General features: G+C 68.3%; 21 protein-coding genes. 8 read left to right on the plus strand and 13 right to left on the minus strand.

Going from position 1 to position 25,923, the window contains the following annotated elements:
* The first annotated feature begins 38 nt into the window (after positions 1 to 38).
* From P0D62_RS05375 to P0D62_RS05385, 3 genes are read left to right on the plus strand one after another with little or no spacing between them, the layout of a single operon-like run.
* Positions 39 to 1,331: a PrsW family intramembrane metalloprotease gene (locus tag P0D62_RS05375; protein WP_275701601.1), complete on the plus strand. Its 1,293-nt coding sequence runs from the start codon at positions 39 to 41 to the stop codon at positions 1,329 to 1,331.
* Positions 1,328 to 3,052: a P-loop NTPase family protein gene (locus P0D62_RS05380; protein WP_275701602.1), complete on the plus strand. Its 1,725-nt coding sequence runs from the start codon at positions 1,328 to 1,330 to the stop codon at positions 3,050 to 3,052. The genes P0D62_RS05375 and P0D62_RS05380 overlap by 4 nt, the downstream gene beginning before the upstream one ends.
* Positions 3,052 to 4,590 (plus strand): GTPase, encoded by a 1,539-nt coding sequence (locus P0D62_RS05385; RefSeq protein ID WP_275701603.1) that lies wholly within the window; start codon positions 3,052 to 3,054, stop codon positions 4,588 to 4,590. Before P0D62_RS05380 ends, P0D62_RS05385 begins: the two co-directional genes overlap by 1 nt.
* Positions 4,591 to 4,677: 87 nt before the next feature.
* On the opposite strand, the gene P0D62_RS05390 is transcribed toward P0D62_RS05385, so the two are convergent.
* Positions 4,678 to 5,274, minus strand: coding sequence for a hypothetical protein (locus P0D62_RS05390; RefSeq protein WP_275701604.1), 597 nt, complete (start codon positions 5,272 to 5,274; stop codon positions 4,678 to 4,680).
* Positions 5,275 to 5,456: 182 nt separating this feature from the next.
* Here P0D62_RS05390 and ettA point away from each other — a divergent pair, with 182 nt between their 5' ends.
* The gene (gene ettA / locus P0D62_RS05395; RefSeq protein ID WP_275701605.1) at positions 5,457 to 7,136 is read left to right on the plus strand and encodes an energy-dependent translational throttle protein EttA; all 1,680 of its coding nucleotides are present in this window, start codon (positions 5,457 to 5,459) and stop codon (positions 7,134 to 7,136) included.
* A 52-nt stretch (positions 7,137 to 7,188) separates the two neighbouring features.
* On the opposite strand, the gene P0D62_RS05400 is transcribed toward ettA, so the two are convergent.
* The 4 genes from P0D62_RS05400 to P0D62_RS05415 form a co-directional block, all read right to left on the minus strand.
* A complete protein-coding gene (locus P0D62_RS05400; RefSeq protein ID WP_275701606.1) occupies positions 7,189 to 8,115 on the minus strand; it encodes a hypothetical protein in 927 nt (308 codons plus the stop codon).
* Positions 8,108 to 8,599: an RNA polymerase sigma factor gene (locus P0D62_RS05405; RefSeq protein WP_275701607.1), complete on the minus strand. Its 492-nt coding sequence runs from the start codon at positions 8,597 to 8,599 to the stop codon at positions 8,108 to 8,110. Before P0D62_RS05405 ends, P0D62_RS05400 begins: the two co-directional genes overlap by 8 nt.
* Positions 8,600 to 8,764: 165 nt before the next feature.
* Positions 8,765 to 11,551, minus strand: coding sequence for an FAD-binding and (Fe-S)-binding domain-containing protein (locus P0D62_RS05410; RefSeq protein ID WP_275701608.1), 2,787 nt, complete (start codon positions 11,549 to 11,551; stop codon positions 8,765 to 8,767).
* 20 nt (positions 11,552 to 11,571) lie between these two features.
* The gene (locus P0D62_RS05415; protein WP_275701609.1) at positions 11,572 to 12,051 is read right to left on the minus strand and encodes a MarR family winged helix-turn-helix transcriptional regulator; all 480 of its coding nucleotides are present in this window, start codon (positions 12,049 to 12,051) and stop codon (positions 11,572 to 11,574) included.
* A gap of 141 nt (positions 12,052 to 12,192) precedes the next feature.
* On the opposite strand from P0D62_RS05415, the gene P0D62_RS05420 reads away from it, so the two are divergent.
* Positions 12,193 to 14,034, plus strand: coding sequence for an AMP-dependent synthetase/ligase (locus P0D62_RS05420; RefSeq protein WP_275701670.1), 1,842 nt, complete (start codon positions 12,193 to 12,195; stop codon positions 14,032 to 14,034).
* Positions 14,035 to 14,056: 22 nt separating this feature from the next.
* On the plus strand, positions 14,057 to 14,905 hold the full coding sequence (locus P0D62_RS05425; RefSeq protein ID WP_275701610.1) for an acyl-CoA thioesterase: 849 nt from the start codon (positions 14,057 to 14,059) through the stop codon (positions 14,903 to 14,905).
* 161 nt (positions 14,906 to 15,066) lie between these two features.
* Here P0D62_RS05425 and P0D62_RS05430 read toward each other — a convergent pair whose 3' ends face one another.
* The 6 genes from P0D62_RS05430 to P0D62_RS05455 all read right to left on the minus strand — a co-directional run bounded on the left by P0D62_RS05430 (position 15,067) and on the right by P0D62_RS05455 (position 20,657).
* Positions 15,067 to 15,984 carry a TIGR01777 family oxidoreductase gene (locus P0D62_RS05430; RefSeq protein WP_275701611.1) on the minus strand — a complete coding sequence of 306 codons (918 nt, stop codon included), beginning with the start codon at positions 15,982 to 15,984 and terminating at the stop codon, positions 15,067 to 15,069.
* Positions 15,985 to 16,073: 89 nt separating this feature from the next.
* Positions 16,074 to 17,312, minus strand: coding sequence for an ABC transporter permease (locus P0D62_RS05435; protein WP_275701612.1), 1,239 nt, complete (start codon positions 17,310 to 17,312; stop codon positions 16,074 to 16,076).
* The gene (locus P0D62_RS05440) at positions 17,309 to 17,986 is read right to left on the minus strand and encodes an ABC transporter ATP-binding protein (protein ID WP_275701613.1); all 678 of its coding nucleotides are present in this window, start codon (positions 17,984 to 17,986) and stop codon (positions 17,309 to 17,311) included. Before P0D62_RS05440 ends, P0D62_RS05435 begins: the two co-directional genes overlap by 4 nt.
* Positions 17,979 to 19,340: an RND family efflux transporter gene (locus P0D62_RS05445; protein ID WP_275701614.1), complete on the minus strand. Its 1,362-nt coding sequence runs from the start codon at positions 19,338 to 19,340 to the stop codon at positions 17,979 to 17,981. Before P0D62_RS05445 ends, P0D62_RS05440 begins: the two co-directional genes overlap by 8 nt.
* Positions 19,337 to 20,227: a hypothetical protein gene (locus tag P0D62_RS05450; protein ID WP_275701615.1), complete on the minus strand. Its 891-nt coding sequence runs from the start codon at positions 20,225 to 20,227 to the stop codon at positions 19,337 to 19,339. The genes P0D62_RS05445 and P0D62_RS05450 overlap by 4 nt, the downstream gene beginning before the upstream one ends.
* Before the next feature lie 10 nt (positions 20,228 to 20,237).
* Positions 20,238 to 20,657 carry a hypothetical protein gene (locus tag P0D62_RS05455; protein WP_275701616.1) on the minus strand — a complete coding sequence of 140 codons (420 nt, stop codon included), beginning with the start codon at positions 20,655 to 20,657 and terminating at the stop codon, positions 20,238 to 20,240.
* A gap of 490 nt (positions 20,658 to 21,147) precedes the next feature.
* On the opposite strand from P0D62_RS05455, the gene P0D62_RS05460 reads away from it, so the two are divergent.
* Together P0D62_RS05460 and P0D62_RS05465 are read left to right on the plus strand one after the other, a co-directional pair.
* Entirely contained in the window at positions 21,148 to 22,113 is a 966-nt protein-coding gene (locus tag P0D62_RS05460; protein WP_275701617.1) for a sensor histidine kinase, read from the plus strand.
* Positions 22,080 to 22,730, plus strand: a complete 651-nt coding sequence (locus P0D62_RS05465) for a response regulator transcription factor (RefSeq protein WP_275701618.1) — start codon at positions 22,080 to 22,082, stop codon at positions 22,728 to 22,730. Before P0D62_RS05460 ends, P0D62_RS05465 begins: the two co-directional genes overlap by 34 nt.
* A gap of 434 nt (positions 22,731 to 23,164) precedes the next feature.
* On the opposite strand, the gene katG is transcribed toward P0D62_RS05465, so the two are convergent.
* Together katG and P0D62_RS05475 are read right to left on the minus strand one after the other, a co-directional pair.
* Complete coding sequence (katG, locus tag P0D62_RS05470; RefSeq protein WP_275701671.1) at positions 23,165 to 25,351, minus strand: catalase/peroxidase HPI; 2,187 nt, start codon at positions 25,349 to 25,351, stop codon at positions 23,165 to 23,167.
* Positions 25,352 to 25,461: 110 nt separating this feature from the next.
* The gene (locus tag P0D62_RS05475; RefSeq protein ID WP_275701619.1) at positions 25,462 to 25,914 is read right to left on the minus strand and encodes a Fur family transcriptional regulator; all 453 of its coding nucleotides are present in this window, start codon (positions 25,912 to 25,914) and stop codon (positions 25,462 to 25,464) included.
* Positions 25,915 to 25,923 lie beyond the last annotated feature (9 nt).

Below are 25,923 nucleotides of genomic sequence, written 5' to 3' on the forward strand. Positions count from 1 at the left end.
CTAGTGGGCTGGAGAGCGGGCGGTAGGCTGACCGCATCATGGTGAGCACGCAGATTCTCGAGCGGGAGCGGCGGCTTTCCGGCCTGCCCTCCGGCGTGTCGCGCCGATGGTGGCAGCGGATGCTGCGCAGTCCCCTTTTCTGGCTGACGGTGGTGCTCGTGCCGCTGTTCGTCGTCGGGCTGTGGGACCAGTACGCCATGATGACGCACAGCGAGACCTTCGAGGACGGCACGGAGATGATGGGGCTCACCAACGAGTCCATCCGCAAGGCCGCCTGGTTCGCGGCCTGGACCGCGCTGGCCTACACCCTGCTGTTCGTATGGCTCGACCGCTTCCGCGGGCAGAACGTGCTGGTCTGGCTGCTGACCTTCGGGTGGGGCGCCGCAATCTCCACCTGGGTGTCGATCTACGTCAACACCTGGGCCGGCCGGATGATGTCGACGACGGACGCCAACTCTGACATGGGTTCACGCGCCGCGGTGTTCTCTGCGCCGTTCGTGGAGGAGGCGGCGAAGGCCACCATCTTGTTCCTGCTGCTGATCCTGGTACGCACCCAGGTGGTCTCCAGGCTGAGCATCGTCGCGTTGTCCGGGCTGTCGGCCGTGGGCTTCGCCTTCGTCGAGAACATCATCTACTACGCACGCGTCTGGATGTACTCCACGCACACCATCGAGGTGGGGGATCCCGTCGAGGCGATGATGGAGATCGTGCTGCTGCGCGGCGTCTACACCTCTTTCGCGCACCCGCTGTTCACCATGCTCACCGCCACCGGCATGTCGGTGGCGATGTCGTCGCGTTCCAAGATCGTGCGCGTCGTCGCGCCGCTTGCCGGATTCCTGGCGTCGGTGGCCGGTCACATGCTGTTCAACGGGGCTTCCAGCACACGCGATGTCGGGTCGCTGATGATTCCCTGGATCATGGCGCTCGTCCTGGTGCTGATCACGGTGATCTCGCTGGTCATCTCGGTGGCGCAGCAGGCCAAGCTGATCCGTGTGCGGCTTGAGGACTACCATCGCGCCGGCTGGCTCAGCCAGCGCGACACCGAGGTGTTCTCCAAGCCCTTCACCCGGATGCGGCTGCTGCTCGTCGCGGCCTTCCGCGGGCCGCGGATGTGGTGGCGCACCGCCACCCTCATGCGCCGCGTCACGCAGCTGGCCTACCTGCGAAACCACCAGGTGCGGGGCACGGTGGCGGCGGCCGGGGATCTCTACGGGCGCGAGCTGCTGCACCAGATCGACGAGCTGCGGACGCGGGCCATCGCTGATCCCCGGGGTCTGCCGATCATCCCGCGTCGTCCCAAGAAGGCCGACCGTCGAGAGGCACGCCGATGACTGCTGGTTCCGGGCTCGGCGCGGCGCTGCGCCGGCTCGACGAGGTTCTCCCGCTCGCTCAGTTCCCGCTGCCGCTGGCCGACGCTCAGGCGCTGCGCGACGAGTCCGTCGCGCTCGGCCACCAGCTGCGCGACTACCTGCTGCCCCGCGCGGATCGCGTCGATGCGCCCTTGCTGGCCGTCGTCGGAGGATCGACGGGAGCCGGCAAGTCGACGCTCGTGAACTCGATCCTGCGCGCCCCCGTCACCAGGCCCGGCGTACTGCGGCCCACCACGAAGTCGCCCGTGCTGGTGTGCCATCCCGACGACGCCGAGTGGTTCCGTTCCGGTCCCGTGCTGCCCGAACTGGTGCGCACGGACGTGCCCATGCACGACTCGCGGGCCCTGCAGATCGTCGCGTCCGAGGCGCTGCCGTCGGGACTCGCCCTGCTGGACGCACCCGACATCGACTCGGTCGACGACGCCAACCGTGCCCTCGCGCGGCAGCTGCTGTCGGCCGCCGACCTCTGGCTCTTCGTCACCTCCGCCGCTCGCTACGCCGACGCCGTGCCCTGGGAGTACCTGGAGCTGGGGGCCGAGCGCCGGGTCTCGCTGGCCATCATCGTGAACCGATGCCCGCTGGGGGCGATGGATGAGATCTCCGCCCATCTGGCGCAGCTGCTGGGGGAGAAGGGCCTGGGTGGCGCGCAGCTGTGGGCCGTGCCGGAGCGACGGCTGGGCTCCGACGGCATGTTGCAGAGCGGCGACGTCGAGGCCATTCGCAGCTGGCTCATCGCGCTGGGCGAGGCCGAGCAGCGACGCAGCGCGGTCACCCTGCAGACCCTCGCCGGCTCGGTCCGTTCCTTGGAGGGCAGGGTCACCGGCCTGGCCGAGGGCGTGCGAGACCAGCTGAGCGCCGTCGAGCAACTCCGCCAGCAGGCCGCCGGCGCCTTTCTGGAGGCCGCAGAGACCGTGGAGCGGGCGACCGGCGACGGCACCATGCTGCGGGGCGAGATCCTCGCCCGGTGGCAGGACATCGTCGGCACCAGCGATCTGATGCGCGGCGTCGAAGAGGCCCTCAGCTCCATCCGCAGCCGGATCGGGCGTTGGTTCCACGCCGAACCCCAGACGCAGGCCGTGCAGGTGGCCATCACCGACGGGCTCGCCGACGTGCTGGCCGACGCGGGTGAATCGGGTTGCGAGGAGGCCGTGCGGCAGTGGTCCCGGTCGCCGTGGGGGCGTGCCATCGTCAGCGCCCTGCCCGAGCTGGGCCGGCCGTCGCCGAGTTTCCGAGCCGATGCCGCCAAGACGATCCGGCAGTGGCAGTCGGACGTGCTGCGCCTCGTCGACGACGAAGGCGCGGGCAAACGCTTGAAGGCGCGGCTGCTGGCGCTGGGCACCAATCTGCTCGGCGCGGCGCTGATCATCGTGGTGTTCGCCTCCACCGGCGGACTCACCGGTGCCGAGGTGGGCATCGCCGGAGGCACGGCGGTGCTCGCCCAGCGGTTGCTCGAGGCGGTGTTCGGCACCGGCGCGGTGGCGAAGCTGGCGGAGCGCGCCAAGTCCGACCTCGACGACCGCGTGCAGGCACTGATGGCGGTGGAGCTGGCCCGGTTCGAGGCCGTGCTGAACGAGATCTCGCCCCAGCCGACGGCGCCGGACGCGCTCGCCCAGGTGGCCGACGAGCTCAGCCGCGCGGCGCTCGACGTCTATGACGAGCTCACTCGGCCGGAGGTGGGCTGATGGCGATCCTCGCCGACCGTTTGGGTGCGCTTCGCGAGGTGTTGGGCCTGGCCGGCGAACGCCTCTCCGTTCCTGTCGTTCAGCGAGCGGCCGAGATCCTCGGCCATGCCGACGCCAGGCTGGCGGTGGGTGAGCAGACCGTGGTCGCGCTCGCCGGCGCCACCGGTTCCGGGAAGTCCTCGCTGTTCAACGCGCTGTCCGGCAGCCGGATCGCCGAGCAGGGTGCTCGTCGTCCCACCACGTCCGTGGCGCTGGCCGCGAGCTTCGCCGTCACCAACGCCGAGTTGCTCGACCTGCTTCAGATCACGCGTCGCCACGAGGTGGAGCCGCCGGTGCCCGAGATGGCCGGCCTGGTGCTGCTGGACCTGCCCGATCACGACTCCACCCAGCAGGCGCACCGCGAGGAGGTCGACCGGCTGATCAAGCTCGTCGATCGGTTCGTCTTCGTGCTCGACCCGCAGAAGTACGCCGACGCCGCCATCCACCGCGGCTACCTCGCGCCGTTGGCGCCGTATCGCGACGTGATCACCATCGTGCTCAACCAGGCCGACCGGCTTTCCACGCCCGACCTGAAGCGGTGCCTGGGCGACATCGGACGGCTGCTCGCCGCCGACGGACTGGACGGGGTGCCGCTTTTCGTCACCAGCGCCGTCACCGGGCAGGGGGTGCCGGAGCTTCGCGCCCACCTGACCGAGTCGGCGGAGGGGAAGCGCGCCTCGGTCGCGCGATTGGAGGCCGATCTCGACGTGATCGCCGAGGATCTGCGTCGCGAGCTGGGCAGCGGGTCGACGAACCTGCCTGACATCGAGCCGTTGCTCGACCACCTCGAGGCGGCCGCCGGCGTGCCGGTCGTCGTCGACGCCGTGGGGGCGACGGTGCGCCACCGTGGCACGCTCGCCACCGGATGGCCGGCGGTGAACTGGATCGCCCGGCTTCGGCCGGATCCGTTGCGGCGCCTCCGTTTGGCCGCTCCGCGTGGCGCGGCTCCGAAGGAGCTCGAGGCGGAGGAGGTCACGCTGCGCACCTCGCTGCCGCGACGGGCGCAGGTCACCGAGGCCAGACTCAGCACCGGGCTGCGCGCGTTCTCCCAGGCAGCGTCCGCCGGGCTGCCGCACGAGTGGCACGAAGCGATCGACGGCGCGGTGCGCCGCGCCGAGGACCAACTGCCCGACGTGCTGGATGCCGCCGTCGCTCGCACGGACCTCGGCGGAGACAGGAGTCCCGGATGGTGGTCGGCCGTGCGGATCCTGCAATGGCTGCTCATCGTGGTGGTCGCCGCCGGCGTCGTGTGGCTGCTGGTGCAGCCGGCGTGGGAGGCGCTCGCCTGCCTGGTCGGCGGCGTGCTCGCCGGGCTGCTGCTGTCGTTGACGTGCCGGGCCATCAACGGGGCCGCAGCACGACGTGCGCAGCGGCGGGCACATGAGGCGCTGCGGGCCGCGGTGCGCGAGGTGGCCGAGCAGGAGGTGCTGGCTCCGGTGCGCGCTGAGCTCCAGCACTACTCGGGCGCCCAGGACGCGCTGCTGCGGATCGCTCGGTAGGGCACCTCGTCGTCCTTCAATAGCAAAGCCTCGGGGGCGATGCATCGCGCATCGCCCCCGAGTTCCTCCTTTCCGGTCGGGTGAGGGTCAGCGACGGGGGCCCTTTCCTCGGAGCTGGACGATGCCTTCGTCGATGGCCTTGGCGACGGCGTCGGCCTCGGCCTGGGTCAGCTTCCCGTCCGCGACGGCGGTGTCCAGCGTCTCCTTCTGCGAGGCCTCCTTCTCCGCCTTGCGCTCGGCCTGCGCCTCCTCGACGGCGGCGGTGACCTTGGGCTCGTCGAGACCCAGCTCCTTGGCGACCGCCGAGACGAGCGCCTTCTGCTTCTCCTCGCGGGCCGCCGCACGCTCCTCGTCGGCCTGATCCGAGGGCTTCGTCGACGAGTCGGACGACGAGGTCAGGGACTCCCGCGCCTTCTCGACGGCGTCCTTCAGCGCATCCTCCGTGACGCCGAGCTTGGTGGCGAGGCCCTCGAGGTCGGCGCCCAGGCCGCCTCCTCGCTTGCCATGGCCGCCGCCGCGATGACCGCGCTCGGACTTGGTCTTCGAGCCGGCCTCCGCGCCGGAGCTGGCCGACGCAGACGGCGTCGGGGTGCTGGTGTCCGCGCTGGCGAGGGAGCCGGCGCCTAACCCCACGCCCGCGGCGAGGGCGACGGCCGAGAGACCGACGATGGTGGACTTCTTCATGATGGGTTTCCTTTCCCGGTATGGGATGTGTGACTCAGGCCGGGAGATCGACCTGGGTTCCACTTCAGGTGCGAACCTTGTGCTGAGCCTGTGGTGAGCCTGGGCGTTCGGCAAGAAGCGGGTCTCCGTGTCCGGCATGGCATACTGGCCTGCGGTTCAAAACGCGGAAGGGAGCCAGCCCAGTGGCCGAGTTCATCTACACGATGCACAACGTCAGGAAGACCGCCGGTGAGAAGGTCATCCTCGACAACGTGACGCTGTCGTTCTACCCGGGCGCCAAGATCGGCGTCGTGGGCCCCAACGGAGCCGGAAAGTCGACGCTGCTCAAGCTGATGGCCGGCCTCGACAAGGCCAACAACGGCGACGCCAACCTCGCCAAGGGTGCCACCGTCGGCATCCTGCTGCAGGAGCCGCCGCTGGAAGACGACAAGACGGTGCTGGAGAACGTCGAGCTGGCCGTGGCCGACATCAAGGCCAAGCTGCGCCGCTTCGATGAGATCGGCATGGAGATGGCCGAGCCCGACGCCGACTTCGACAAGCTGATGGCCGAGATGGGCGAGCTGCAGACCGAGCTGGATCACCACAACGCGTGGGACATCGACGCTCAGCTCGAGCAGGCGATGGAAGCCCTGCAGTGCCCGCCCGGCGACGCCCCCGTCGACGTGCTTTCCGGTGGTGAGCGTCGCCGCGTCGCGCTGTGCCGCCTGCTGCTCGAGGCTCCCGACCTGCTGCTGCTCGACGAGCCCACCAACCACCTCGACGCCGAGTCGGTGGACTGGCTGGAGAAGCACCTCAAGTCCTACCCGGGCGCCGTGCTGGCCGTCACCCACGATCGCTACTTCCTTGACAACGTCGCTGAGTGGATCTGCGAGGTCGACCGCGGTCGTCTCCAGGGCTACGAGGGCAACTACTCCACCTACCTGGAGACCAAGCGCCAGCGCCTGCAGATCGAGGGCAAGAAGGACGCCAAGCGCGCCAAGATCCTCGAGAAGGAACTGGAGTGGGTGCGCTCCAATCCGAAGGCCCGCCAGGCCAAGAACAAGGCTCGTCTGGCCCGCTACGAGGAGCTGGCGGCCGAGGCCGAGCGCTACCGTTCGATCGACCTGGCCGAGATCAACATCCCGGCCGGTCCGCGTCTGGGCTCCGTGGTGCTCGAGGCCGAGAAGGTGTGCCAGGGCTTCGACGAGCGCGTGCTGATCGACAACCTGAGCTTCTCGCTGCCGCGCGCCGGCATCGTCGGCATCATCGGGCCCAACGGCGTCGGCAAGACCACGCTGTTCCGCACCGTCATCGGCGAGTACGAGCCCACCTCTGGTTCCATGAAGGTGGGCGAGACGGTGCAGTTCTCCTACGTCGACCAGGGTCGCAGCGGCATCGAGCCGAACAAGAACGTGTGGGAGGTCGTCTCCGACGGGCTCGACTACATCAAGGTGGGCAACTTCGAGATGCCCTCGCGCGCCTACGTCGCCTCCTTCGGCTTCAAGGGCCCCGACCAGCAGAAGCCGGCGGGTGTGCTCTCCGGCGGTGAGCGCAATCGCCTGAACCTTGCGCTCACGCTGAAGCAGGGCGGCAACGTGCTGTTGCTCGACGAGCCCACCAACGACCTCGACGTCGAGACCCTGCAGTCGCTGGAAGACGCGCTGCTGGAGTTCCCCGGCTGTGCCGTCGTGATCTCCCACGACCGCTGGTTCCTGGATCGTGTCGCCACCCACATCCTCGCGTGGGAGGGCACCGACGAGGATCCGGCGCGCTGGTTCTGGTTCGAGGGCAACTTCGCCGATTACGAGGTCAACAAGACCGAGCGCCTCGGCCCCGCGGCCCAGCGCGCGAAGTCGTCGGCGCACCGCCGCCTGACCCGCTGAACAAACGACAGTGGCCCCGGTCCGATCGGACCGGGGCCACTGCTTTTGGGGGCTACTTCACCAGGGCGTCGTACATCTCTTGGAGGCTGGCGCCCATCGCGCATTGGTCCATATCCGGATCTTCCCCGAGGACGCAGTTGTGATCCCAGGCGTCTTCGAGTGCCTCGGTAACCCATAGAACCCGCGCGCCGGCCTGAATGATCAGGGTGTCGTTGAAGGCGCCGGGGTCGGTGTTGGGGTCAGCGGACAGTGCCCCTGCACCGAAGAAGGACAGAACGACCGGGTCGGCATCCGTATCGGCGATCGGTGGCAGGTCGGCGGACAGGTCATAGATCCTGGGATCGTGCCAGCCAGCCTCTTCGAGTTGAGGCCCACAGTTGGCGGCTGCCTCGACGAGAATGGCGTATCCGGCGTCGGCATCGGCGATGGAGTCGTAGCTGAGCACCGCAGCCCAGTAGAAAGGCTCCGCACCCTCGACATCCCCGCCGTATTCCCTCACCAGGAAGGAGCTGGGATTGCCCCATTCGCCGGGGTCGCACAGGCCCTTCGCCGCTTGCCCGGGGCCCTCGTACTCGGAGAGCTCGACCACGGATCCCGGCACGCTCGGATCGGAGAGCATCTCACCGGTGGGGAGGTTGTCCCAGGTGGGAGCAACCAACGCCGGCGGGAGGTTCGGCGTGTGGGTCGGGGTCTGCGTCGGGGCGGGGGACGGGCTGGAGGTCTGACTGGGGGAGTCGCTCGGCGTCGGGGACGGGACCGCGGTGTTCGCCCATTGCGGGGTGCGCAGGCCGTCAGCCAGCGGCGACTGCCAGATGCCGAACCCGGCGACGACGGCCAGGGCGGCGGTGCCGGCGGCGATGCTCGCCCGGCGGGTGGTGCGGCGGCGATTGCCACGGCGTCGGACTTCCTCTGCAGGCATCATGGTCACCTCTTTCGCTTCGGAGGCGAGGCTGTCCAGTTCGGGGATGCGATCAGGCATGACGGGCCTCCAAATCAGTGTTGAGCAGTTGCGCCAGCTTGGCGCGACCGCGGGAGAGCCGGGCCTTGACGGTCCCGGTGGGCGAGCCGACCTCGGTGGCCACCTCGGAGACGCTGAGGTCACACAGGTGGTGCAGCACGATGGCTCGTCGTTGATCTTTGGGGAGCTGCTTGAGAGCTTCCGCCACGGCGACCCTGTCGGGTGATGGCTCGGTGGCGGTCATGGTTTCGAGTGCGCGATCAGGCTGGCGGAATGCCCGCTTGGCCTTGCGCCAACGGCTCACGGCGAGCCGGTATGCGGTGGTGCGGACCCAGGCCTCCGGGTTGCCGGAGGCGGTGAGCTGGCTTCGGTGATCCCAGGCCCGGATGAATGCTTCCTGCGTGCAGTCCTGGGCCTCGGTGAGGTTGCCGCACATCACGTAGATCTGTCCCACGACGCGGCTGAACGACGCGGTGTAGAACGCATCGAATTGCGCCTCGTTCATGGTTCCTCCTCCCGTGCGGTGTGTCGGTTAGTTGTGAGGAATACGCCTGAGTCTGGCATCCGGTTGCATCTGATTCACGCTCTTCGAGGTTCTCCACCTACGCTCTTCGAGGTGCGAGGCCGTCTGCGGCCGAGCCTCGAGGAGAGCGTGACCATGCGCAGGGACTCAGTGAGTGGCGAGGAGTTCGGCGAGGCTCATCGACGGGCGGCTGGCCAGGGAGGTCAGCTGGGTTTGGCAGCTGAAGCCGTCGGCCAGCACGATGGCGTCGGGATGGGCCTCGATGGCGGGGCCGAGGTCGTGCTCGAAGACCTTCACGCTCACCTCGTGGTGACCGATCTCGACGCCGAAGTTGCCGGCCAACCCGCAGCACCCGCCGACGGTGACCAGCTTGGCCCCCGTCGACTCCAGCAGTGCCTTGTCCGGGCCCCAGCCGATGACCGAGGCGTGGTGGCAGTGCGGCTGGGCGACGATGGTGTGGCCGGATAGGTCGGGGGCGACGAAGTCTTCGTCGCGAGCCAGGAACTCGGCCAGCGTCAGCACCATGCCATTCAGCGCCGCGACGTTGGGGTCGTCGGGCAGCAGCTCGGGGGCATCGGAACGCCAGACCGCCGTGCACGACGGCTCCAGCCCGACGATCGGTACCCCGTCGGCGACGTAGCCGGCCAGCACCTCGGCCGAGCGGCGCAGCTGACGGCGGGCCCCGTCGAGCTGACCCGTGGAGATCCAGGTGAGACCGCAGCACGCCGTCTTGTCCAGCACCTCAGGCTGGTAGCCCCAGCGCACCAGCAGCTGGACCATGGCGGCGAAGGTGCCGGATTCGAAGCAGTCGGAGAAGGAGTCCACCCAGAGCAGGACACGGCCTTTGGATGAGACGGTGGGTGAGTTCATCGTTCGGCCGCGGGCTCCTTTCGAGACGCTCGTTCCTCGCTCCTCAAGGAGCGTTGTGGGGAGCGTGCTGCGGGCGGAGCGGGAGGCGAAGCGGGGGATTTCGCGGCGGCGGTCGACGCCGGCGCCCCAGCGCAGGGCGCGACCGAGGACGGGGGCGCCGCCGACGATGTTGATCAGGCGACCGAGGCCGGGGACCGTCGTGATCATCCGACCCCAGCGCGGCAGCCAGCCGAGGGAGTAGTGGTTACGCGGCCGCAGCCGTCCCTTGAAGCGCTCGTGCGTGACGCGCGCCTTGTACGCGGCCATGTCGATGCCGGTGGGGCAGTCGCGGGCGCAGCCCTTGCAGGACAGGCAGAGATCCAGGGCCTCGGCCACCTCGGGACTGCGCCAGCCGGCGGCGATCACCGACCCGTTGACCATCTCCTGCAGCGCACGTGCCCGGCCTCGCGTCGAATCCTTCTCCTGGCGCGTCGCCTGGTAGCTCGGGCACATCACACCGCCGCCAGGGGTGTTGTTGGCCAGGCACTTGCCGACGCCGCTGCACTGGTGCACCTGCTCGACGAACTCGGGATCGGTGAGGTTCAGCGGCGAGCGGCTGACCGCCACCATCCGCATGTCCTCCTCGACCGGGCGAGGATCGACGAGCACGCCCGGGTTGAGCAGGTTGTCGGGGTCGAAGAGCTGCTTGACCTTGCCGAACAGCGCGATCGCGTCGGCCGAGTACATCTTGGGCAGCAGGGCGGAGCGGGCTCGCCCGTCGCCGTGCTCGCCCGACATGGAGCCGCCGAAACGCGCGACGATCTCCGCGCCCTCCTCGACGAAGGCCTTGTAGCGGGCGGCGCCGTCGGGCTCGGTGAGCGGGAAGTCGATGCGGCAGTGCACGCAGCCGTCGCCGAAGTGTCCGTACGGCAGGCCGTGCAGGCCGTGCTTGGCGAGCAGGTCGTCGAAGGCGCGCAGGTAGTTGCCGAGCTGGGCCGGCGGCACAGCCGCATCCTCCCACCCCCCGTAGGCCGGCTTGTCCAGGGAGACGCCCGCCAGGCCCGCCCCGTCGGCGCGGATCTGCCAGAGCTTCGCGGCCTCGGCCGGCTGATCGACCACCCAGCCGTCGGTGGCGGCTGCCTGGGCGAGCAGCGCCTCGGCCCGCTCCCGGACCTCCGCGATGTCATCGCCGACCAGCTCGATGAACATCCAACCGTCGCCCTGGGGGAGCGGCGGCACCGAGTCGGCGCCGAGTTTGGCGATCACCACGTCGACGATCCGGCGGTCCAGGCCCTCGCAAGCGGTGGGCTTGAAGCGCAGCAGATTGGAGATGTCGTCGCCGGCATCCGCCATCGTCGGGTAGCCGAGCGCCACCATCAGATTCACCGGAGCATCCGCCACCAGGCGCACCTTCGCCCGGGTGATGACGCCGAGCGTGCCCTCGGTGCCGGCGAAGAACTTAGGGACGTCGAAGCGCCGCTCCGGCAGCAGATGTTCCATCGAGTAGCCGGACACCTGCCGGATGAAGGTGCCGAACTCGGTGCGGATGGTGCCTAGGTGGGCGGCGACGAGGGCACGCAGCTCCGGCAGGTCGTCGCGGCCCAGCGTCAGCTTCTCGCCGGTGCCCGTGATGATGTCGAGTTCGACGACGTTGTCGGCCATCCGGCCGTAGCCCAGGGCGCGCGGGCCACAGGCGTTGTTGCCGATCATGCCACCGACGGTGCACCGCGACGACGTGGAGGGGTCGGGGCCGAGGCGCAGCCCGTACGGCCGGGCGGCCGCCTGGAGGTCGGCCTGTACCACGCCGGGATCGATGATCGCCGTGCGTTCTTCAGGGTCGATGGAGTGGATGCGGGTGAGGTGCCGGGCCACGTCGATCACCAGGCCGGGGCCGACGGCGTTGCCCGCGCACGAGGTTCCCGCGCCGCGAGCGGTGATCGGGGTGCCGGCGCGCAGTGCGTCGCGCACGATCTGCTCGAGCTCGTCGGTGGTGCGTGGATGAGCCACCGCCTGCGGAACGACCCGGTAGAGCGATGCGTCGCTGGAGTACAGCGCGCGGGTCAGCGTCGAGGTGTCGTAACTCACCCGCCAAGTATCTCAGTCGGCTACGGAGCGGGTGATGCGGCCCGCTCGTCGGCGGCGCGCAGGATGGCGCACATGGCACGCCCGAGGCCGTCGAAGTCGTCGCCGGGAATGGCGTCGACGAAGGCGCGGCGCACGGACTCCACATGGGTGGGCGCGGCCTCGACGAGAACGGCCATGCCCTCGTCGGTGAGCACGGCCTGGACGCCACGCCCGTCGCCGCGACACGACTCGCGGCGGAGCAGCCCCTTGGACTCCATCCGCTTTGCGGTGTGGGTGAGGCGAGAGCGCGAGTGCCGCACCGACGACGCCAGGTCGCCCATGCGGACGGTGTGTCCGGGGGCTTCGGACAGTCGCACCAGCAGCTCGTACTCGGCGAGCGAGAGGTTGAAGGGAGCTAGCGCCTGGTCGAGTTCTTCGGAGATCCGGGTGGAGGCGAGCAGGTAGCTGCGCCAGATGTGTTGCTGGTGGTCCGTCAGCCAGCCGCCCTCGGGTTCCGACATGCGAACCAGCCTACCAGATGGTTGAGCGTTCAATCAGGATGGCGAGGTCCGGCAAACCGTGCGGCGTGGATCCCCGTGCCGCACCAGGGCAGTGGATAGGCTAGGGGACAATACCCCGAGCGAGGAGTTCGTGACTTGAGCGTGCAAGACGACGTACTGGCCCTTCGGCAACAACTACTGGAAGACGCTCCCGCGAGCGTCGGCGACATGCTGCGGCGGCGGGTCAAGGAGACCCCGCATTCGTTGGCCTTCCTGGAGCCCGACCGGGCGCCCGAGGGGCCTAACACCTGGGCACGGAGCACCTGGACGGAGTCGCAAGAGGTGGTGCACCGCCTCGCCGCCGGCCTGCTCGCTCGAGGACTGAAGTACGAGGAGCGCGTCGCCATCGCCTCGGCGACGAGGCTGGAGTGGATCCTGCTGGATCTCGCGATCGCCTGCGCGGCCGGCGCCACCACCACGATCTACCCCAACACCAGCGCCGACGACTTCGACTACATCCTGACCGACTCCGGGTCGGTGGTGGCGATCGTGGAGAACGCCACCCAGCTCGCCAAGGTGAACCTCGACGCCGACCAGTTCCATACCGTCGTGGTGCTGGACACCGACGGCGTGGAGCTGAACGACCGGATCATCTCTTACCAGCAGCTGCTGGAACTCGGACAAAGCCATCTGGCCGAGCATCCGGCGGCGGTGGAGGAGGCCATCGACTCCACCGGCCACGACACCCTCTCGACGCTGATCTACACCTCCGGCACCACCGGTCGGCCGAAGGGTGTGCGTCTCAATCACATCTCCTGGGTCTATGAGGGCGTCGCCACCAAGCATCTGAAGGTCATCGAGCACGACGAGATCCAGTACCTCTGGCTCCCGCTCAGTCACGTGTTCGGCAAGGCGCTGATCGCCGTGCAGCTCTCCTACGGATTCGCCTCCGCCGTCGACGGACGCATCGACCGCATCGTCGTCGGCCTCGGCGAGGTGAAGCCCACCTTCATGTGCGGCGCGCCGCGCATCTTCGAGAAGGTCCGCGCCACGGTGATGACCAGCAACACGGGTCTGAAGGCTCGCATCGCGCGCTGGGCCTTCGCGGTCGCTCGCGAGGCGTCGCCCTACATCGCGGAGGGCAAGGAGCTGACGGGCGCCATGAAGGTGCGCTGGAACCTTGCCGACAAACTGGTGTTCAGCAAGCTCAAGGAACGCCTGGGCGGAAACATCAAGTTCATGATCTCCGGTTCGGCGAAGCTCGCCCCGCAGGTGCAGCGGTGGTTCGTCGGCGCCGGCATCATGGTGGTCGAGGGCTACGGCGCCACCGAGACCTCCGCGATCGCTGCGGTGGATCTTCCGCTGCCGCCCACGCCGGGCACGGTGGGCCGGGTCATGCCGGGCATCGAGGTGAAGATCGCCGATGACGGTGAAATCCTGCTGCGCGGCCCGATCATCAGCCCCGGGTATCACAACCTGCCGGAGCGCACCGCCGAGGTCTTCGAGGAGGACGGCTGGTATCACACCGGCGACATCGGCGAACTGAGTCCCGAGGGCAAGCTGCGCGTCACCGACCGCAAGAAGGATCTGTTCAAGACCTCGGGCGGCAAGTACGTCTCGCCGCAGAAAGTGGAGGCCGCGATCACCGCGAACATCCCCTACGTGTCGCAGGCCGTGGCCATCGGCGATGATCGCAAGTTCGTCTCGGCACTCGTCGTGCTCGATCCCGTCATGCTGCAGACCTGGGCTGAGAAGCGCGACCTCGGCCACCTCCCCTACGCGGAACTCACCCAGCGTCCCGAGATCTACGCGTCGATCGAGCGGCAGATGGAGAAGGCCAACTCGAAGCTCGAGCGCTGGGAGACGGTGAAGAAGTTCGCCATCCTGAATCAGGAGCTGACGGTCGACAACGACGGCGTCACGGCCAACATGAAGATCCGACGTGGTGTCGTCACCCAGCAGTTCGCCGACATCATCGAGGGCTTCTACCCGCCGGAGGACTGAGAACTCGCTCGATAGGACTCCCGTGTTTCGCTACACGTGCCCCCTGCGCTGGTCTGACCTGGACGCGCAGGGGCACGTCAACAATGCGCTGCTGATCGATTATCTGCAGGAGGCGCGCGTCGCCTTCCTCGCTACCAACCCAGAGTCGACGCTGTTGAGCGACGGCCTGGTGGTGGTCGGCCACCAGATTGCCTACCGGCATCCGGTGCGCTACTCGGCGTCCGGTGTCGAGATCGAGTTGGGCACCGTCTCGTTGGGCGGGGCTCGCTACGAGCTGGGCTACCGGCTCAGCCAGGACGGGCAGCATGTTGCGGACGCCCGCACCGTGCTGTGCCCGTTCGATTTCGCGACGCAGCGTCCCGTGCGGCTGACCCCGCTGGACCGGGAGTTCTTCGGCTTGCACAAGGCCGACTTCGGGCCCCTGCCGGCCGTCGAGGCACCTCGGCTGGATGGCCGCGGGGAACCGATCGAGATGCCCGTGCGGTGGTCGGATCTCGACCGCTACGGACACGTCAACAACGCCGTCGTCTTCGACTACCTTCAGCAGGCCCGGATCGAGGCCACCGCCCGTTGGGATCCGTCGATGGCCCGGATGGGGGCCGGCGAGGGCGAGCGCATGTGGCTGGTGGCGCAGCAGGACGTCGACTACGTCTCGCAGATCCCGCACCGCGTCGAACCCTTCGTGGTGCTCACCGCCCCCGTGCGGTTGGGGCGAACCTCGCTGACCCTTGCCGCGGAGATGGTGGATCCTGAGTCTGGAACGGTGTTCATCCGAGGTCGTACCGTGCTGGTCTCAGCCGACGGTTTCGGCCGCCCCGTCGAGCTGTCCGACGACACCCGCCGCCTCCTATCGGAACACCTCGTCGACTAGGGCCTGTTACGAAAGTGGAAGTGGCCTACTACGCGACGCCCTGGCACGCCATCTGCTTCGTTGCACTCGTCGAAGGTAGCACCACTAGCTCCTTCCTCCTGCGCCTTGCATCTGACGCACCATGACGCCGCTCGCAACGGCCACCACTTCCGCAACAGACCCTAGCCGAGACGTCCGAGACCTGCGGTGACGATCGATGGGAGGTCGGGGTGTCGGAAGCGGTAGCCGGCTCGTTCGAGGGCGGACGGGAGAACCCGCTGACTGCCGATCACCTCGACGGCCATCTCGCCCAAGGCGATTCTCAAGGCGAACGACGGCACCGGCACCACGGCGGGACGTTTCAGCTGTCGCGCGAGTTCTGCGGTGAGCTGCGCGTTGGTGACCGGCGTGGGGCCGGTGAGGTTGACTGGGCCCGAGATCTCGTCGTGTCCGAGCAGGAAGCGGATCGCGCCCACCTCGTCGGCCAGCGAGATCAGGCTCCACCATTGCCGGCCGCTGCCCAGTTTTCCTCCCAGCCCTAGCCGGAACAGGGGAAGCAGCTTGGCGGCGGCCCCTCCGGAGCGGTCGAAGACCAGGCCGGTGCGCGGATGCACGACGCGGATGCCGGCCTCGCGAGCAGGATCAGCCGACGACTCCCACACCCGGCACACCTCCGCCAAGAAGTCGGTCCCGGCGGGCGCGTCCTCGGTCACCGGCTGGTCGCCGGTCTGGCCGTAGTAGCCCACCGCCGAGGCGCTGACCAGCACCGACGGAGGTCGGTCCAGGCCGGCCAGCGCCCGCGCGAGGGTGGAGGTGCCGAGCCGCCGGCTCTCCATGATCTGGTTCTTGTACGACGACGTCCACCGTTTGTCGCCGACGCCGGCGCCGGCCAGGTGCACCACCCCGTCGATCCCCTCCAGCGCGGCGGCGTCGATCTGCCGCTCCGCCGGATTCCAGGCGACCCCGATCGTCCCGTCCTCCCGTCGTCCCGTCTGCGCGCCCGGCCGCACCAGCCGCACGACCTCGTGCTCGTCGACGAGCAGCGACCGGACGAGAGCCGAGCCGATCAATCCCGTCGATCCCGTGACTGCCATCCTCATCTGCCCAGTCTTCCACGCGCGTGGGCCGCGCCGGTTCCCTAGGAGTTCACGATTCCACCGAAGTCGGTGGAATCGTGAACTCTTAAGCGTTAGGCCCTCAGTGCGGCGATGGGTTCGATGCGGGAGGCGCGCCAGGCGGGGACGGCGCCGGCGATCATGCCGACCACCGCCCCGAGCAGCGGGCCGGAGACGGCGATCCGCCAGTCGAGCACGGCCGTCCAGTCTCGCTTCAGACACACGATAACGACGCTCAGCACCCCGAGAGCTGAGCCGACCAGCCCGCCCAGCAGGCCGAGGATCACCGACTCGATCAGGAACTGGCCGAGGATCTGCGACGGATGTGCGCCGACGGCGCGGCGCAGGCCGATCTCCGGGGTGCGTTCGATCACCGCAACGAAGGTGGTGTTGGCGATGCTGACCATGCCGACGATCAGGCAGGCGACGCCGAGCAGCACGAACAACGTCGTGAGGTCGGAGGCGACGGACTCGCGCAGGGCCAGTGGATCGGGTGGCGTGGTCACTTGGAGCCGGTCGGGGAAGCTGGGGTCGATGGCCAGGGCGATCTGCGCGCCCACCACCTGCGCTGCGCCCATCTCGGTCGTCACCCAGAGCGTTGCCTCGCTGTGGGCGTTCGGGAACAGCTCCAGCGCGACGGACAGGGGGATCGAGACGGCGGTCAGCAGCTCGGGATGCGCCTCGACGTCGGTGAGTACCCCCGCGACGGCGAACCGCACGCCGTCGACCCAGATCGCCGAGCCGCTGTGCGCCGAGCCGTAGCCGATGGCGCGCGCCACCTGCGGGCCGAGCAGCGCCACCCGGGCTGCGTTGTCCTGGTGCCAGTCGTTGATCGCGGCGCCGGTGTCGCTGACCATCCCGATGCCGTCGAGGAAGCCCGGGGTGACCGCCATCACGGTGGCCGAAGACCCGTCGGAGGGTGACTGCGACACCTGGCCGCGCACCCCCGACAGCGGATAGCCGAAGCCTGCGGTGACGGTGCCGTCGATCCGCAGCGCGCGGGGGACAGCGTCGGACGGGAGGGGCAGCAGGCTGGAGGCGTCCGGCACGCCGCTCGACACGGAGACCTCCGTCGCCGTCTTGGGGTCGAATCGGCTGTCGATCTGTGCCGAGGCCGACGATGTCAGCCCCAGTACGACGATCAGCACGGCCACGCCGAGCACGGTGCCGAAGGCCGTCAGGGCCGATCGGCCCGGCCGCTGCAGGATGCCGGAGATGGCCTCGGCCACCAGATCCCGACGGCGGGCCCGGGGTGGGCGAGGGGTGCGAGGCTCCCGAGGACGGCGGGCCACACGAGGCAGGCGGGACTTCATGCTCGGGCCATCCGGCCGTCGCGGGTGACGAACTGGCTGCGACCCAGCGCGGCGATGTCTTGGTCGTGGGTGATGATCACCACAGCTGTTCCCTCGGCGTTGACGCGCAGCAGCAGGTTCATCACGCGCTCGCCGTTCTCCGAGTCGAGGTTTCCGGTCGGCTCGTCGCACAGCAGGATCGGCGGGTCCCCCATCAGTGCGCGCCCGATGGCGACGCGCTGCATCTCGCCGCCGGAGAGCCGGTTGGCCGGGGCGTCCAGGCGGTGGGCCAGCCCGACGCGCTCGATCAGGCTGGCCGCCGCTCGTTCCCGCTCGTCGGGCGCCATGGCCTGATACACCCCGGGGAGGGCGACGTTCTCGCGCACGCTGCGGTGCGGGATCAGGTGGAACGACTGGAACACGAAGCCGATCTGCTGCGAGCGCAGCTGGGTGCGGGCGCGCTCGCTGAGCTGCGACGTGTCGGTGCCGTTGAGGCTGATCCGTCCGGTGGTGGGGCGGTCGAGGAGGCCTGCCAGGTGAAGCCAGGTGGACTTGCCCGAGCCGCTGGGCCCGCGCACAGTGACCAGGTCTCCCGCATGGATGGCGAGGCTGCATTCACGCAGCGCGGTCACCGGGGGAGGCCCGGGGAAGGTACGCGTGACCTCCTCGAACTCGAGCACCGGAAACTCACCCACCGATGATCACCTGGTCGCCCTCGCGCAGGCCGCCGTCCTTGGTGGGCGTCACCTGAACCCTGCCATCGCCCTGAAGGCCGGTCGCCACCGGCACGGTGACGCGCTCCCCGTCGGCGGCGAGCACCGACACCTGCGGGGTGCCGTCCATAGCAGTGGAGACGGCCGTCACCGGCACGTGCAGCACCTCCTCGTCGGAGACTCGCACCTGCACCCGGGCGCGCAGCTCTTGCCCCAGCTCCGCGTCGGGCAGCTCGGGGTCTGGGGTGAGCACGACGTGCCAGACGGAGACCGGCTGCTCGCTCTGAGGGTCGGTGCCTTGCTGGAGTTCGACGGAGGTGACCGTCGCGGGGGCCTCCTGCCCGTCGCTGGTGATGATGCCGGCTGCTTGGTCTTTGGCCAGGTCGCGCCCCTGCGACTCGGGCACGCTGGCCACGGCCACCAACGGCCCGCTGACCAGGCTCAACGCATCGCCCCCGGCGCTCGCGCCGAGCGTCGCGATGACCTTGGCGGTGGCGGGGAAGGCGGGCACGAAGACCAGTTCGGTGGCGGGGATGGTCACCCCGGCGGAGTGCTGCGCCTTCGTTACCTCGTCCCGGGCCTGTTTCTCCGCCGACTCGGCGTCGGTCACCGCCGTGCCGGCATCCTCCAGCGCGATCTCGGCATCGGCGATCGCGTCCTTCCTGGCCAGCTTGTCGTCGTCGGTGGCGTCGGCGGGCAGCGCGCGGCGGGCTCGCTCCAGCGAGGTGCGGGCCTGCTGGTAGGCGCGGTTGGCGTCGCGAAGGCCGCGCTTGGCGTCCTTCGCGGCCTGCTGCGCAGCGTCCAACTCGTCGATGCCGACGGTGGTGGCCTCATAGCCCAGCTGTTCGTAGAGCTGCTCGACGGCAGCCTGACTCTTGGGGCCGAAGGACTTCTCCGAGCCGGTGTTCAGCTTGAGCTTGCGGAGCGCCTTGATGAGTTGGGTGACGTCCGGGCCCGACATGCCCGGGGTGATGTCACGGTAGTGGGCGATCTTGCCGCGCAGCGCGATCACGGGACGGCCACCCACCTCCAGCAGCACCGACCCCGCCTCGACGATGTCCCCGTTGGCGACGGGCACACCCGTCACCACGTCGCCCGCCCGGGTGGCCACCGTGGTGGTGCTGCGGCGCTCCACCTGTACGGCGGCGGTGAGGGTCTGCTGCACCGTGCCCAGCTGAACGGGTTCGGTGAGCGTCGTGGGCGGCGGAGCCTCTCGCTCCGCCGCCTCCTGTGCGGGCGACTTGATGAAGAACGTCGCCCCGACGCCCACCCCCAGGCTGAGGAGCGAGACGATCACCATGGTCAGCAGGCCCTTGACCCGCCCTGGGTCGCTCATCGGTTACTCAGCACCTCTTTGGCCCGCTCAAGCCCCGCCTCGAATCCGTCATGGAGGGTCTTCAGCTCGGCGCCGTGCTCTTCCAGCCAGCGCTCCTGATAGGCAGAATCCACGGCGTAGCTGATGCCCGGAAGATTCACCTGCTGCGCACAGGCCACGTCATCCATGGCAAAGTCCAGGTCGCCGTCGGGCGCTTCGCTCGTCACGTTCTCGTCGACGATGGCGTTGTAGGTGTCGCCAGAGTAACCGCGCGTCGCCATGCAGGCGACCCAGTCGTTTTCGGCTTTGACGACGCGGGAGTCTACGGCCATGCGTTCTTGGGCGTAGCCCAATCCCTGTTCAATGAACCGCTCCAGATCGCCGAAATAGGGATTGTCAACGAAGAGTTCCTGCCTGGCTTCCCCGAAGCACCCGAACTCATTGACGGGGTTTCCGTCGTGGTCCTTCTGTTTGGCACGGTTGCCGTTCGCATCCTCACCGTAAAGCACCTCGAGTAGTTCGGGAGACGGATCCCACGGGGTGCCTTCACTGAATTCGGGTGCTTGTGGAGTGTAGCCATGTATAGCCACCCAAGCTGGATCAATCGGCCCGTAGCGGGGTGAGATGTCCATCGACGTGGTCAGTGCGGTGGCCGTAAGGTCGGGCTCGTAAGTGACGCCAAACCTGGCCGCGCATCGCGCGGCCAGGAGTTCCTCAGCATTAGAAATGGTGGCCGCTTCCTCGAAAGTGGCCGAGTAATCGAGTAAGGGTGGCATGATCTGAGCGACAGATGTCAGCGGAGGTGGATTCTCGGGTATGGCAGGCTCAGAAGTGCCGTCCATCACCGATCCGTTGCACCCGGAGACCAATAGGCTTCCAATTGTTGCGGCGCGGATAAACTTGCGCATGCAGCACGCCTCAGGAGATCTTGAACGAGCTGGCCTTGTCGTTCAACGCGCCCAGGTTTGCGCCGGTGCTGCCGTAGTGCACAAAGCCCGTCGAGGCTCCAGGGTCGTTGGTATTGTAGTCACGGTGCTCGTAGAGGTTGACGTCGCAGCTTTCGTAGTCGCGAACGCTGCTGATAACGTCGTTCCACTCCTGGTTGGAGAGCCTCGGTTGGATGATTTCGTTATCCGAGGTCGAGGAGGAGCACTGGCTGGTCCCGTACACGGTCAAGATCGCACCCTTGAAGTTCTTGCTCTCGTGAAGCCTGGCGACGACCTTCCCTCCACTGCCCCACTCCTTGTTTGTGACGGCCTGGGAGGTAGTGGCGGGCATGAGTGCGGTGAGTGTGATGGCCGCCGCAGTTGCTGCGACGATCCTCTTGTCCATCTTCATTTTGTTTTCTTTCGGTTGTTTGGTGGGTTTGAATTGTCCTAAGGGCACCAAGGGAACTGCCACCAGTCGCAGAATCCGGGGGACTGGGCGATCGGTATGGCATTTGCTTCTGGTTGTTGATCGATAGCTGGCGAGAATCCGATGAGGGCCAGCGTCATCGCGGCGGCGAATACTCTCATGGATATAAGGATGGGCTTTCTGGATGCCTATGAGTGCGCGGTGCGGGTAGAACGATACGAAAGTGTCAGAAGTGATCCGATCGAATCACCTGCTTGGTGCGCGACTTGTGGAGCTAGCTGCTGCGGCGACCTTGTGTTGCCGATTGGGGGCCAACTTGTCGCGCGTGATCGGCGAGGCAGGTTAGTGTTGCCCCGTGGGCTGGCGGCGTTGGTTTATCCAGGAAGGGCTTGAGTCGGCCGTCTCGATCCTGTTCCTCATGGTCTCGCTTAGCGCTGTGGTTACAGGGCGTCAGGCCACCTGGGTGCTTTGGGTGGATCTGTTCGCAGCGATCGTGGTCGTGGTGGCGAGCTGGCGATATCGCCTAGGAGTCGCTCTCGGGGTTGCCGCGACCGTCATCAGCGCGATCGTCGACCCGTTGGGACAGGGGGCGTGGAACTTTCTGCTGGGCCTGCCAGTGTTGACAGGTGTGAGACGCGGGAACCTGGCCCTCGCCTTGGTCTATATGTTTCTCACCGGTCCCGTCCAGTGGTACCTCATGCAGGCACGGTCGACCGGCACTGGGCTTGTCGAAGGCCTTTGGGATGCGCTGTTCTGGGTGTTCTGGTTTGGTGTGCTGTGGATCGTCGGGCTGGGCATGCGGGCGATCGAGCGCGGGGCGGTGGCGCGGGAGCGGGCGCTGCAGCAGGAGCGGGCGCAGCGGTTGGCCGTCGATCTTCACGACACGGTGAGCCAGAGCCTCGCGCAGCTGGCGCTGAGCCTGGAGACCGCGTCCGGTGGGGCGGGCATCGCGCCGGGGGAGGCGGAGGAGCTGGCGGAACGAGCGCGAGCGGCCAACGGCATGATTCGCGACGTGACCACCCTGCTGCACACGGGCAACACCGACCCGCTGCCAGGCATCACCCTGCGCGACGCGATCGCGACGGGCGTGGCTGAGCTGCGGCGTCGTGGCTTCGAGGTGGGCGCGACGATGGACGGTGCTGCGGAACTGCCAGAGGATCTCAGCCTGGCTGCGGGGGCGGTGGTGCGCGAGGCGCTCAACAACGTGCTCCGGCATGGGGTGGTGGGCTCGCGCTGCGTCGTCGCGGTGGATGAGAACGACGGGGAACTGGAGATCTCGGTGATCAATCCGTTCAAAGCCTCGTCGGCGCCGCGAACCGAAGGGCTGGGCATTCGCGGCATGCAGATGCGCGCCCGCCTGGCCAGGGGTGAGGTGGATTCGAGAGGTGTGGGAGACTCCTGGATATGCGAAGCCAGGTTCCCGATCCCGGTGCGGTGATCCGCGTCGGGCTCTGCGACGACGAGCCGTTGGTGCGGCGCGAGCTGACGACGGTGCTCAACCGCTCGGCGTCGTTGGAAGTCGTCACGGTGAAGGCGAGCGGCGCCGCCGTGCTGGCCTACGACGAGCCCGTCGACGTGTGGCTGATCGACGTGAACATGCCAGGCGGTATGTCCGGCATCGCGACGGCCGTATCCCTGACCAGGCGTGTGCCAGCCCCTCGCGTGCTGCTGATGACCGCCGCGATCACCGTCACCGAGGAGCAGGTTGAGGGCTCCGGGGCCTCGGGTTTCGTGTTCAAGGACGACCGGCCCGAGAGGCTTATTGCCGCCATCCACAGCGTCCACTTCGGCTATCACCTCACCTCGCCAGAGGTACGCGCCCACTACCACGGTGCCCCGCGTCGACATCCGGTCCAGCCGGCACCGGAGTTCAGCGAACAGCAGCTGAGGCTGATCCCGTTGGTGATGTCGGGAGCCTCCTACGCCGAGCTGGCGGAGGAGGTTGGAGTGTCCGAGGTGACGGTGAAGCGCTACGTGGCAGACCTGATGCGCCGGGTCGACGTGACGTCGCGGCCGAGACTGATGGCCCGGCTCGCGGAGTTCGGCTTCCACTGACCACGGTCTTTGAGGTGCGGGGCGCAGCGGAGCCTCGACAATCAAGGCCAGCGCGGAGCACTGATGACGCTCTTTGGGGTGCGGAGCGCAGCGGAGCCTCGACAATCCGTAGCGGCGAAGCACCACAATCACGCTCTTTGAGGTGCGGAGCGCAGCGGAGCCTCGAAAAGACCCGGCTGGCGCCCGAATAACAGACCCAGCCACGGAAGCTGCGTGGCTGGGTCTCGTCGTCAGGGCGCGGTGGCTCTTTTCGAGGCTCGGCCGCGAACGGCCTCGCGCCTCAAAGAGCGTGATTGTGGTGCTTCGCGCCCTCTTGATTGTCGAGGCTCGGCCGCGAACGGCCTCGCGCCTCAAAGAGCGTGATTGTGGTGCTTCGCGCCCTCTTGATTGTCGAGGCTCGGCCGTGAACGGCCTCTCACCTCAAAGAGCGTTGACTACACGTCGAAGCGGTCGAGGTCGGCGACCTTGGCCCAGGCCGCGACGAAGTCGTCGACGAACTTACTTGCGGCGTCGTCGCTGGCGTAGACCTCGGCCAAGGCGCGCAGCTCCGAGTTGGAGCCGAAAACCAGATCGGCGCGGGTTCCTGTCCACTTGATGGCGCCGGTGGCCTCGTCGAAGCCCTCGAATAGACGCGAGTCCGCGTCGATCGAGCGCCACTGGGTGTTCAGATCCAGCAGGTTGACGAAGAAGTCGTTGCTCAGCACGCCCGGACGCTCGGTGAGCACGCCGTGGGTGGAGCCGTCCCAGTTGGTGCCCAGCACGCGCAGGCCGCCGACGAGCACCGTCATCTCCGGTGCCGACAGGTTAAGCAGGTTGGCGCGGTCGACCAGCAGATGTTCGGCCGGCAGCCCCAGCGCGCGCTCCGACTCGTAGTTGCGGAAGCCGTCGGCCGGCGGGTTCAGGTACTCGAACGACTCGACGTCGGTCTGTTCCTGCGTGGCGTCGGTGCGGCCCGGGGTGAACGGAATCCGCACCTCGCGACCGGCGGCGCGGGCCGCCTGCGTCACGCCGACGTTGCCGGCGATGATCACCAGGTCGGCGATCGAGACCTGCTTTCCGTTCGACGCGGTGGCGTTGAACTCGGCCTGGATGCGCTCCAGGGTCTCCAGCACGCCGGCCAGCTGCGCCGGACGGTTCACCTCCCAGCTGCGCTGCGGCTCCAGACGGATACGGCCGCCGTTGGCGCCGCCCCGCTTGTCGGAGCCACGGAACGACGAGGCCGCCGCCCATGCCGTCGACACCAGCTCGCCGACGCCGAGGCCCGACTCGGCGATCTTGTGCTCCAGCTGGGCCACGTCGGCCTCGTCGATCAGCTCATAGGTGCGGGCGGGGATGGGATCCTGCCACAGCAGATCCTCGGCGGGCACCTCGGGGCCGAGGTAGCGCGACTTGGGGCCTAGGTCGCGGTGGGTCAGCTTGAACCAGGCGCGACGGTAGGCCTCGGTGAAGGCCGCGTGGTCCTCGCGGAAGCGCAGCGAGATCTCGCGGTAGATCGGATCCTCGCGCAGTGACAGGTCGGTGGTCAGCATCCGGGGCTCGCGACGCGTGCCGTCGTGGGCCATCGGCACCATGTCGGAGCCGCCGCCGTCCGTCGGTCGCCAGTGGAAGTGGCCGCCCTCGCCCGTGACGCACTCCCATTCGTAGGCGAACAGGATGTGGAAGAACTCGTTGTCCCAGCGGGTGGGGTGGTAGGTCCAGGTGACCTCCAGGCCCGAGCCGATGGTGTCGTTGCCATGGCCGGTGCCGTGCCCCGACTTCCAGCCCAGACCCATCTGCTCCATCGGCGCAGCCTCGGGATCGGCGCCCACGTGGCCGTCATCGGGCGCGGCGCCGTGGGTCTTGCCGAAGGTGTGGCCGCCGGCGATCAGTGCGACGGTCTCCTCGTCGTTCATCGCCATGCGGGCGAAGGTCTCGCGGATCTGATGCGCTGCGGCGATCGGGTCGGGGTTGCCGGCGGGGCCTTCGGGGTTGACGTAGATCAGGCCCATCATGGTGGCGCCCAGCGGCTTGACCAGCTCCTTGCCGTCGGGCAGGCGGTCCTCGTCGCCCAGCCAGGTCTTCTCGGAGCCCCAGTACACGTCGTCGTCCGGCTCCCACACATCCGCACGGCCACCCGCGAAGCCGAAGGTGGGCATGCCCATCTGCTCGTGCGCCACGTTGCCGGCGAGGATCATCAGGTCACCCCAGCTGAGCGCCTTGCCGTAGGTCTTCTTCACCGGCCACAGCAGGCGACGGGCCTTGTCGAGGCCGACGTTGTCGGGCCAGCTACTCAGGGGAGCGAAGCGCTGCTGGCCGGTGCCGCCGCCACCGCGACCGTCGAAGACGCGGTAGGTGCCGGCGCTGTGCCAGGCCATCCGGATCATCAGCGGGCCGTAGTTGCCGAAGTCGGCAGGCCACCACGGCTGCGACTCGGTGAGCACCGCCGCGATGTCGCGCTTGACCGCATCCAGGTTGAGGCTCTGGAAGGCCTCGCGGTAGTCGAAGTCGCTGCCCATCGGGTTGGCCACGTCGGGGTTCTTGGCCAGCACCTTCAGGTTGAGCCGCTCGGGCCACCAGTCGATATTGCGGGTGGCCGTCGCCGTGGGGGCCGCGGTGGTCCCCGTCATGGCGGTGTGGTTGATCGGGCACTTGCTCTTCTCAAACAAAGCCGGTGTCTCCCTTTCAGGTTGGTGTTATGGAGAGGAATGTGGGCACGCTCGCGCCGGCGCGGGCAGCGCCGGGGTGCGTGTGGTTACTCGGTGGTGGCCGTCGCGTCGCAGCTCTGGCAGATGCCGCGGAAGGTGACCGACGCCTCCAGGATGCGCATGCCGTGAGCGTTACTGGGCGTGAGGCAGGGGGCCAAGCCCTCCGCGCAATCGACGTCCTCGATCCGACGGCAGACCACGCACTGGATGTGGTGATGATTGTCCCTGCGCGCCACCTCGTAGCGCGCGCTGGCGGAGTCGTGCAGATCGACGCGGCTGAGGATGCCGCACTCGCTCAGGTCTTGGACGATGTTGTGCACTGATTGCAGCGTTAACGACGGAAGCTCCGTGGCCAGTGCGGAATGCACCTCCGACGCCGAGCCGTGCGGGTGGGTGCTCAGGTAGGAGATCGTCGCCACTCGTCCCGCCGTCACCCGGAGGCCGCGACCCTGCAGGAGAGCGGCGCAGTCCTCTCGGGAGGGGGTGTGGGAGACGGTCATGACAGCCAC

The sequence above is a fragment of the Tessaracoccus caeni genome (genome assembly GCF_029211185.1).
GTDB classification, from domain to species: Bacteria; Actinomycetota; Actinomycetes; order Propionibacteriales; family Propionibacteriaceae; genus Arachnia; species Arachnia caeni.

Coding starts and splice junctions, on each gene's coding strand:
- P0D62_RS05445 (WP_275701614.1), bottom strand. CDS start 19,340: ATGAGCGACCCAGGGCGGGTCAAGGGCCTGCTGACCATGGTGATCGTC.
- P0D62_RS05435 (WP_275701612.1), bottom strand. CDS start 17,312: ATGAAGTCCCGCCTGCCTCGTGTGGCCCGCCGTCCTCGGGAGCCTCGC.
- P0D62_RS05415 (WP_275701609.1), bottom strand. CDS start 12,051: ATGTCGGAACCCGAGGGCGGCTGGCTGACGGACCACCAGCAACACATC.
- P0D62_RS05465 (WP_275701618.1), top strand. CDS start 22,080: ATGCGAAGCCAGGTTCCCGATCCCGGTGCGGTGATCCGCGTCGGGCTC.
- P0D62_RS05390 (WP_275701604.1), bottom strand. CDS start 5,274: ATGAAGAAGTCCACCATCGTCGGTCTCTCGGCCGTCGCCCTCGCCGCG.
- P0D62_RS05405 (WP_275701607.1), bottom strand. CDS start 8,599: ATGAACGAGGCGCAATTCGATGCGTTCTACACCGCGTCGTTCAGCCGC.
- P0D62_RS05430 (WP_275701611.1), bottom strand. CDS start 15,984: ATGAGGATGGCAGTCACGGGATCGACGGGATTGATCGGCTCGGCTCTC.
- P0D62_RS05375 (WP_275701601.1), top strand. CDS start 39: ATGGTGAGCACGCAGATTCTCGAGCGGGAGCGGCGGCTTTCCGGCCTG.
- P0D62_RS05400 (WP_275701606.1), bottom strand. CDS start 8,115: ATGCCTGATCGCATCCCCGAACTGGACAGCCTCGCCTCCGAAGCGAAA.
- P0D62_RS05380 (WP_275701602.1), top strand. CDS start 1,328: ATGACTGCTGGTTCCGGGCTCGGCGCGGCGCTGCGCCGGCTCGACGAG.
- P0D62_RS05475 (WP_275701619.1), bottom strand. CDS start 25,914: ATGACCGTCTCCCACACCCCCTCCCGAGAGGACTGCGCCGCTCTCCTG.
- P0D62_RS05385 (WP_275701603.1), top strand. CDS start 3,052: ATGGCGATCCTCGCCGACCGTTTGGGTGCGCTTCGCGAGGTGTTGGGC.
- P0D62_RS05450 (WP_275701615.1), bottom strand. CDS start 20,227: ATGCGCAAGTTTATCCGCGCCGCAACAATTGGAAGCCTATTGGTCTCC.
- P0D62_RS05455 (WP_275701616.1), bottom strand. CDS start 20,657: ATGAAGATGGACAAGAGGATCGTCGCAGCAACTGCGGCGGCCATCACA.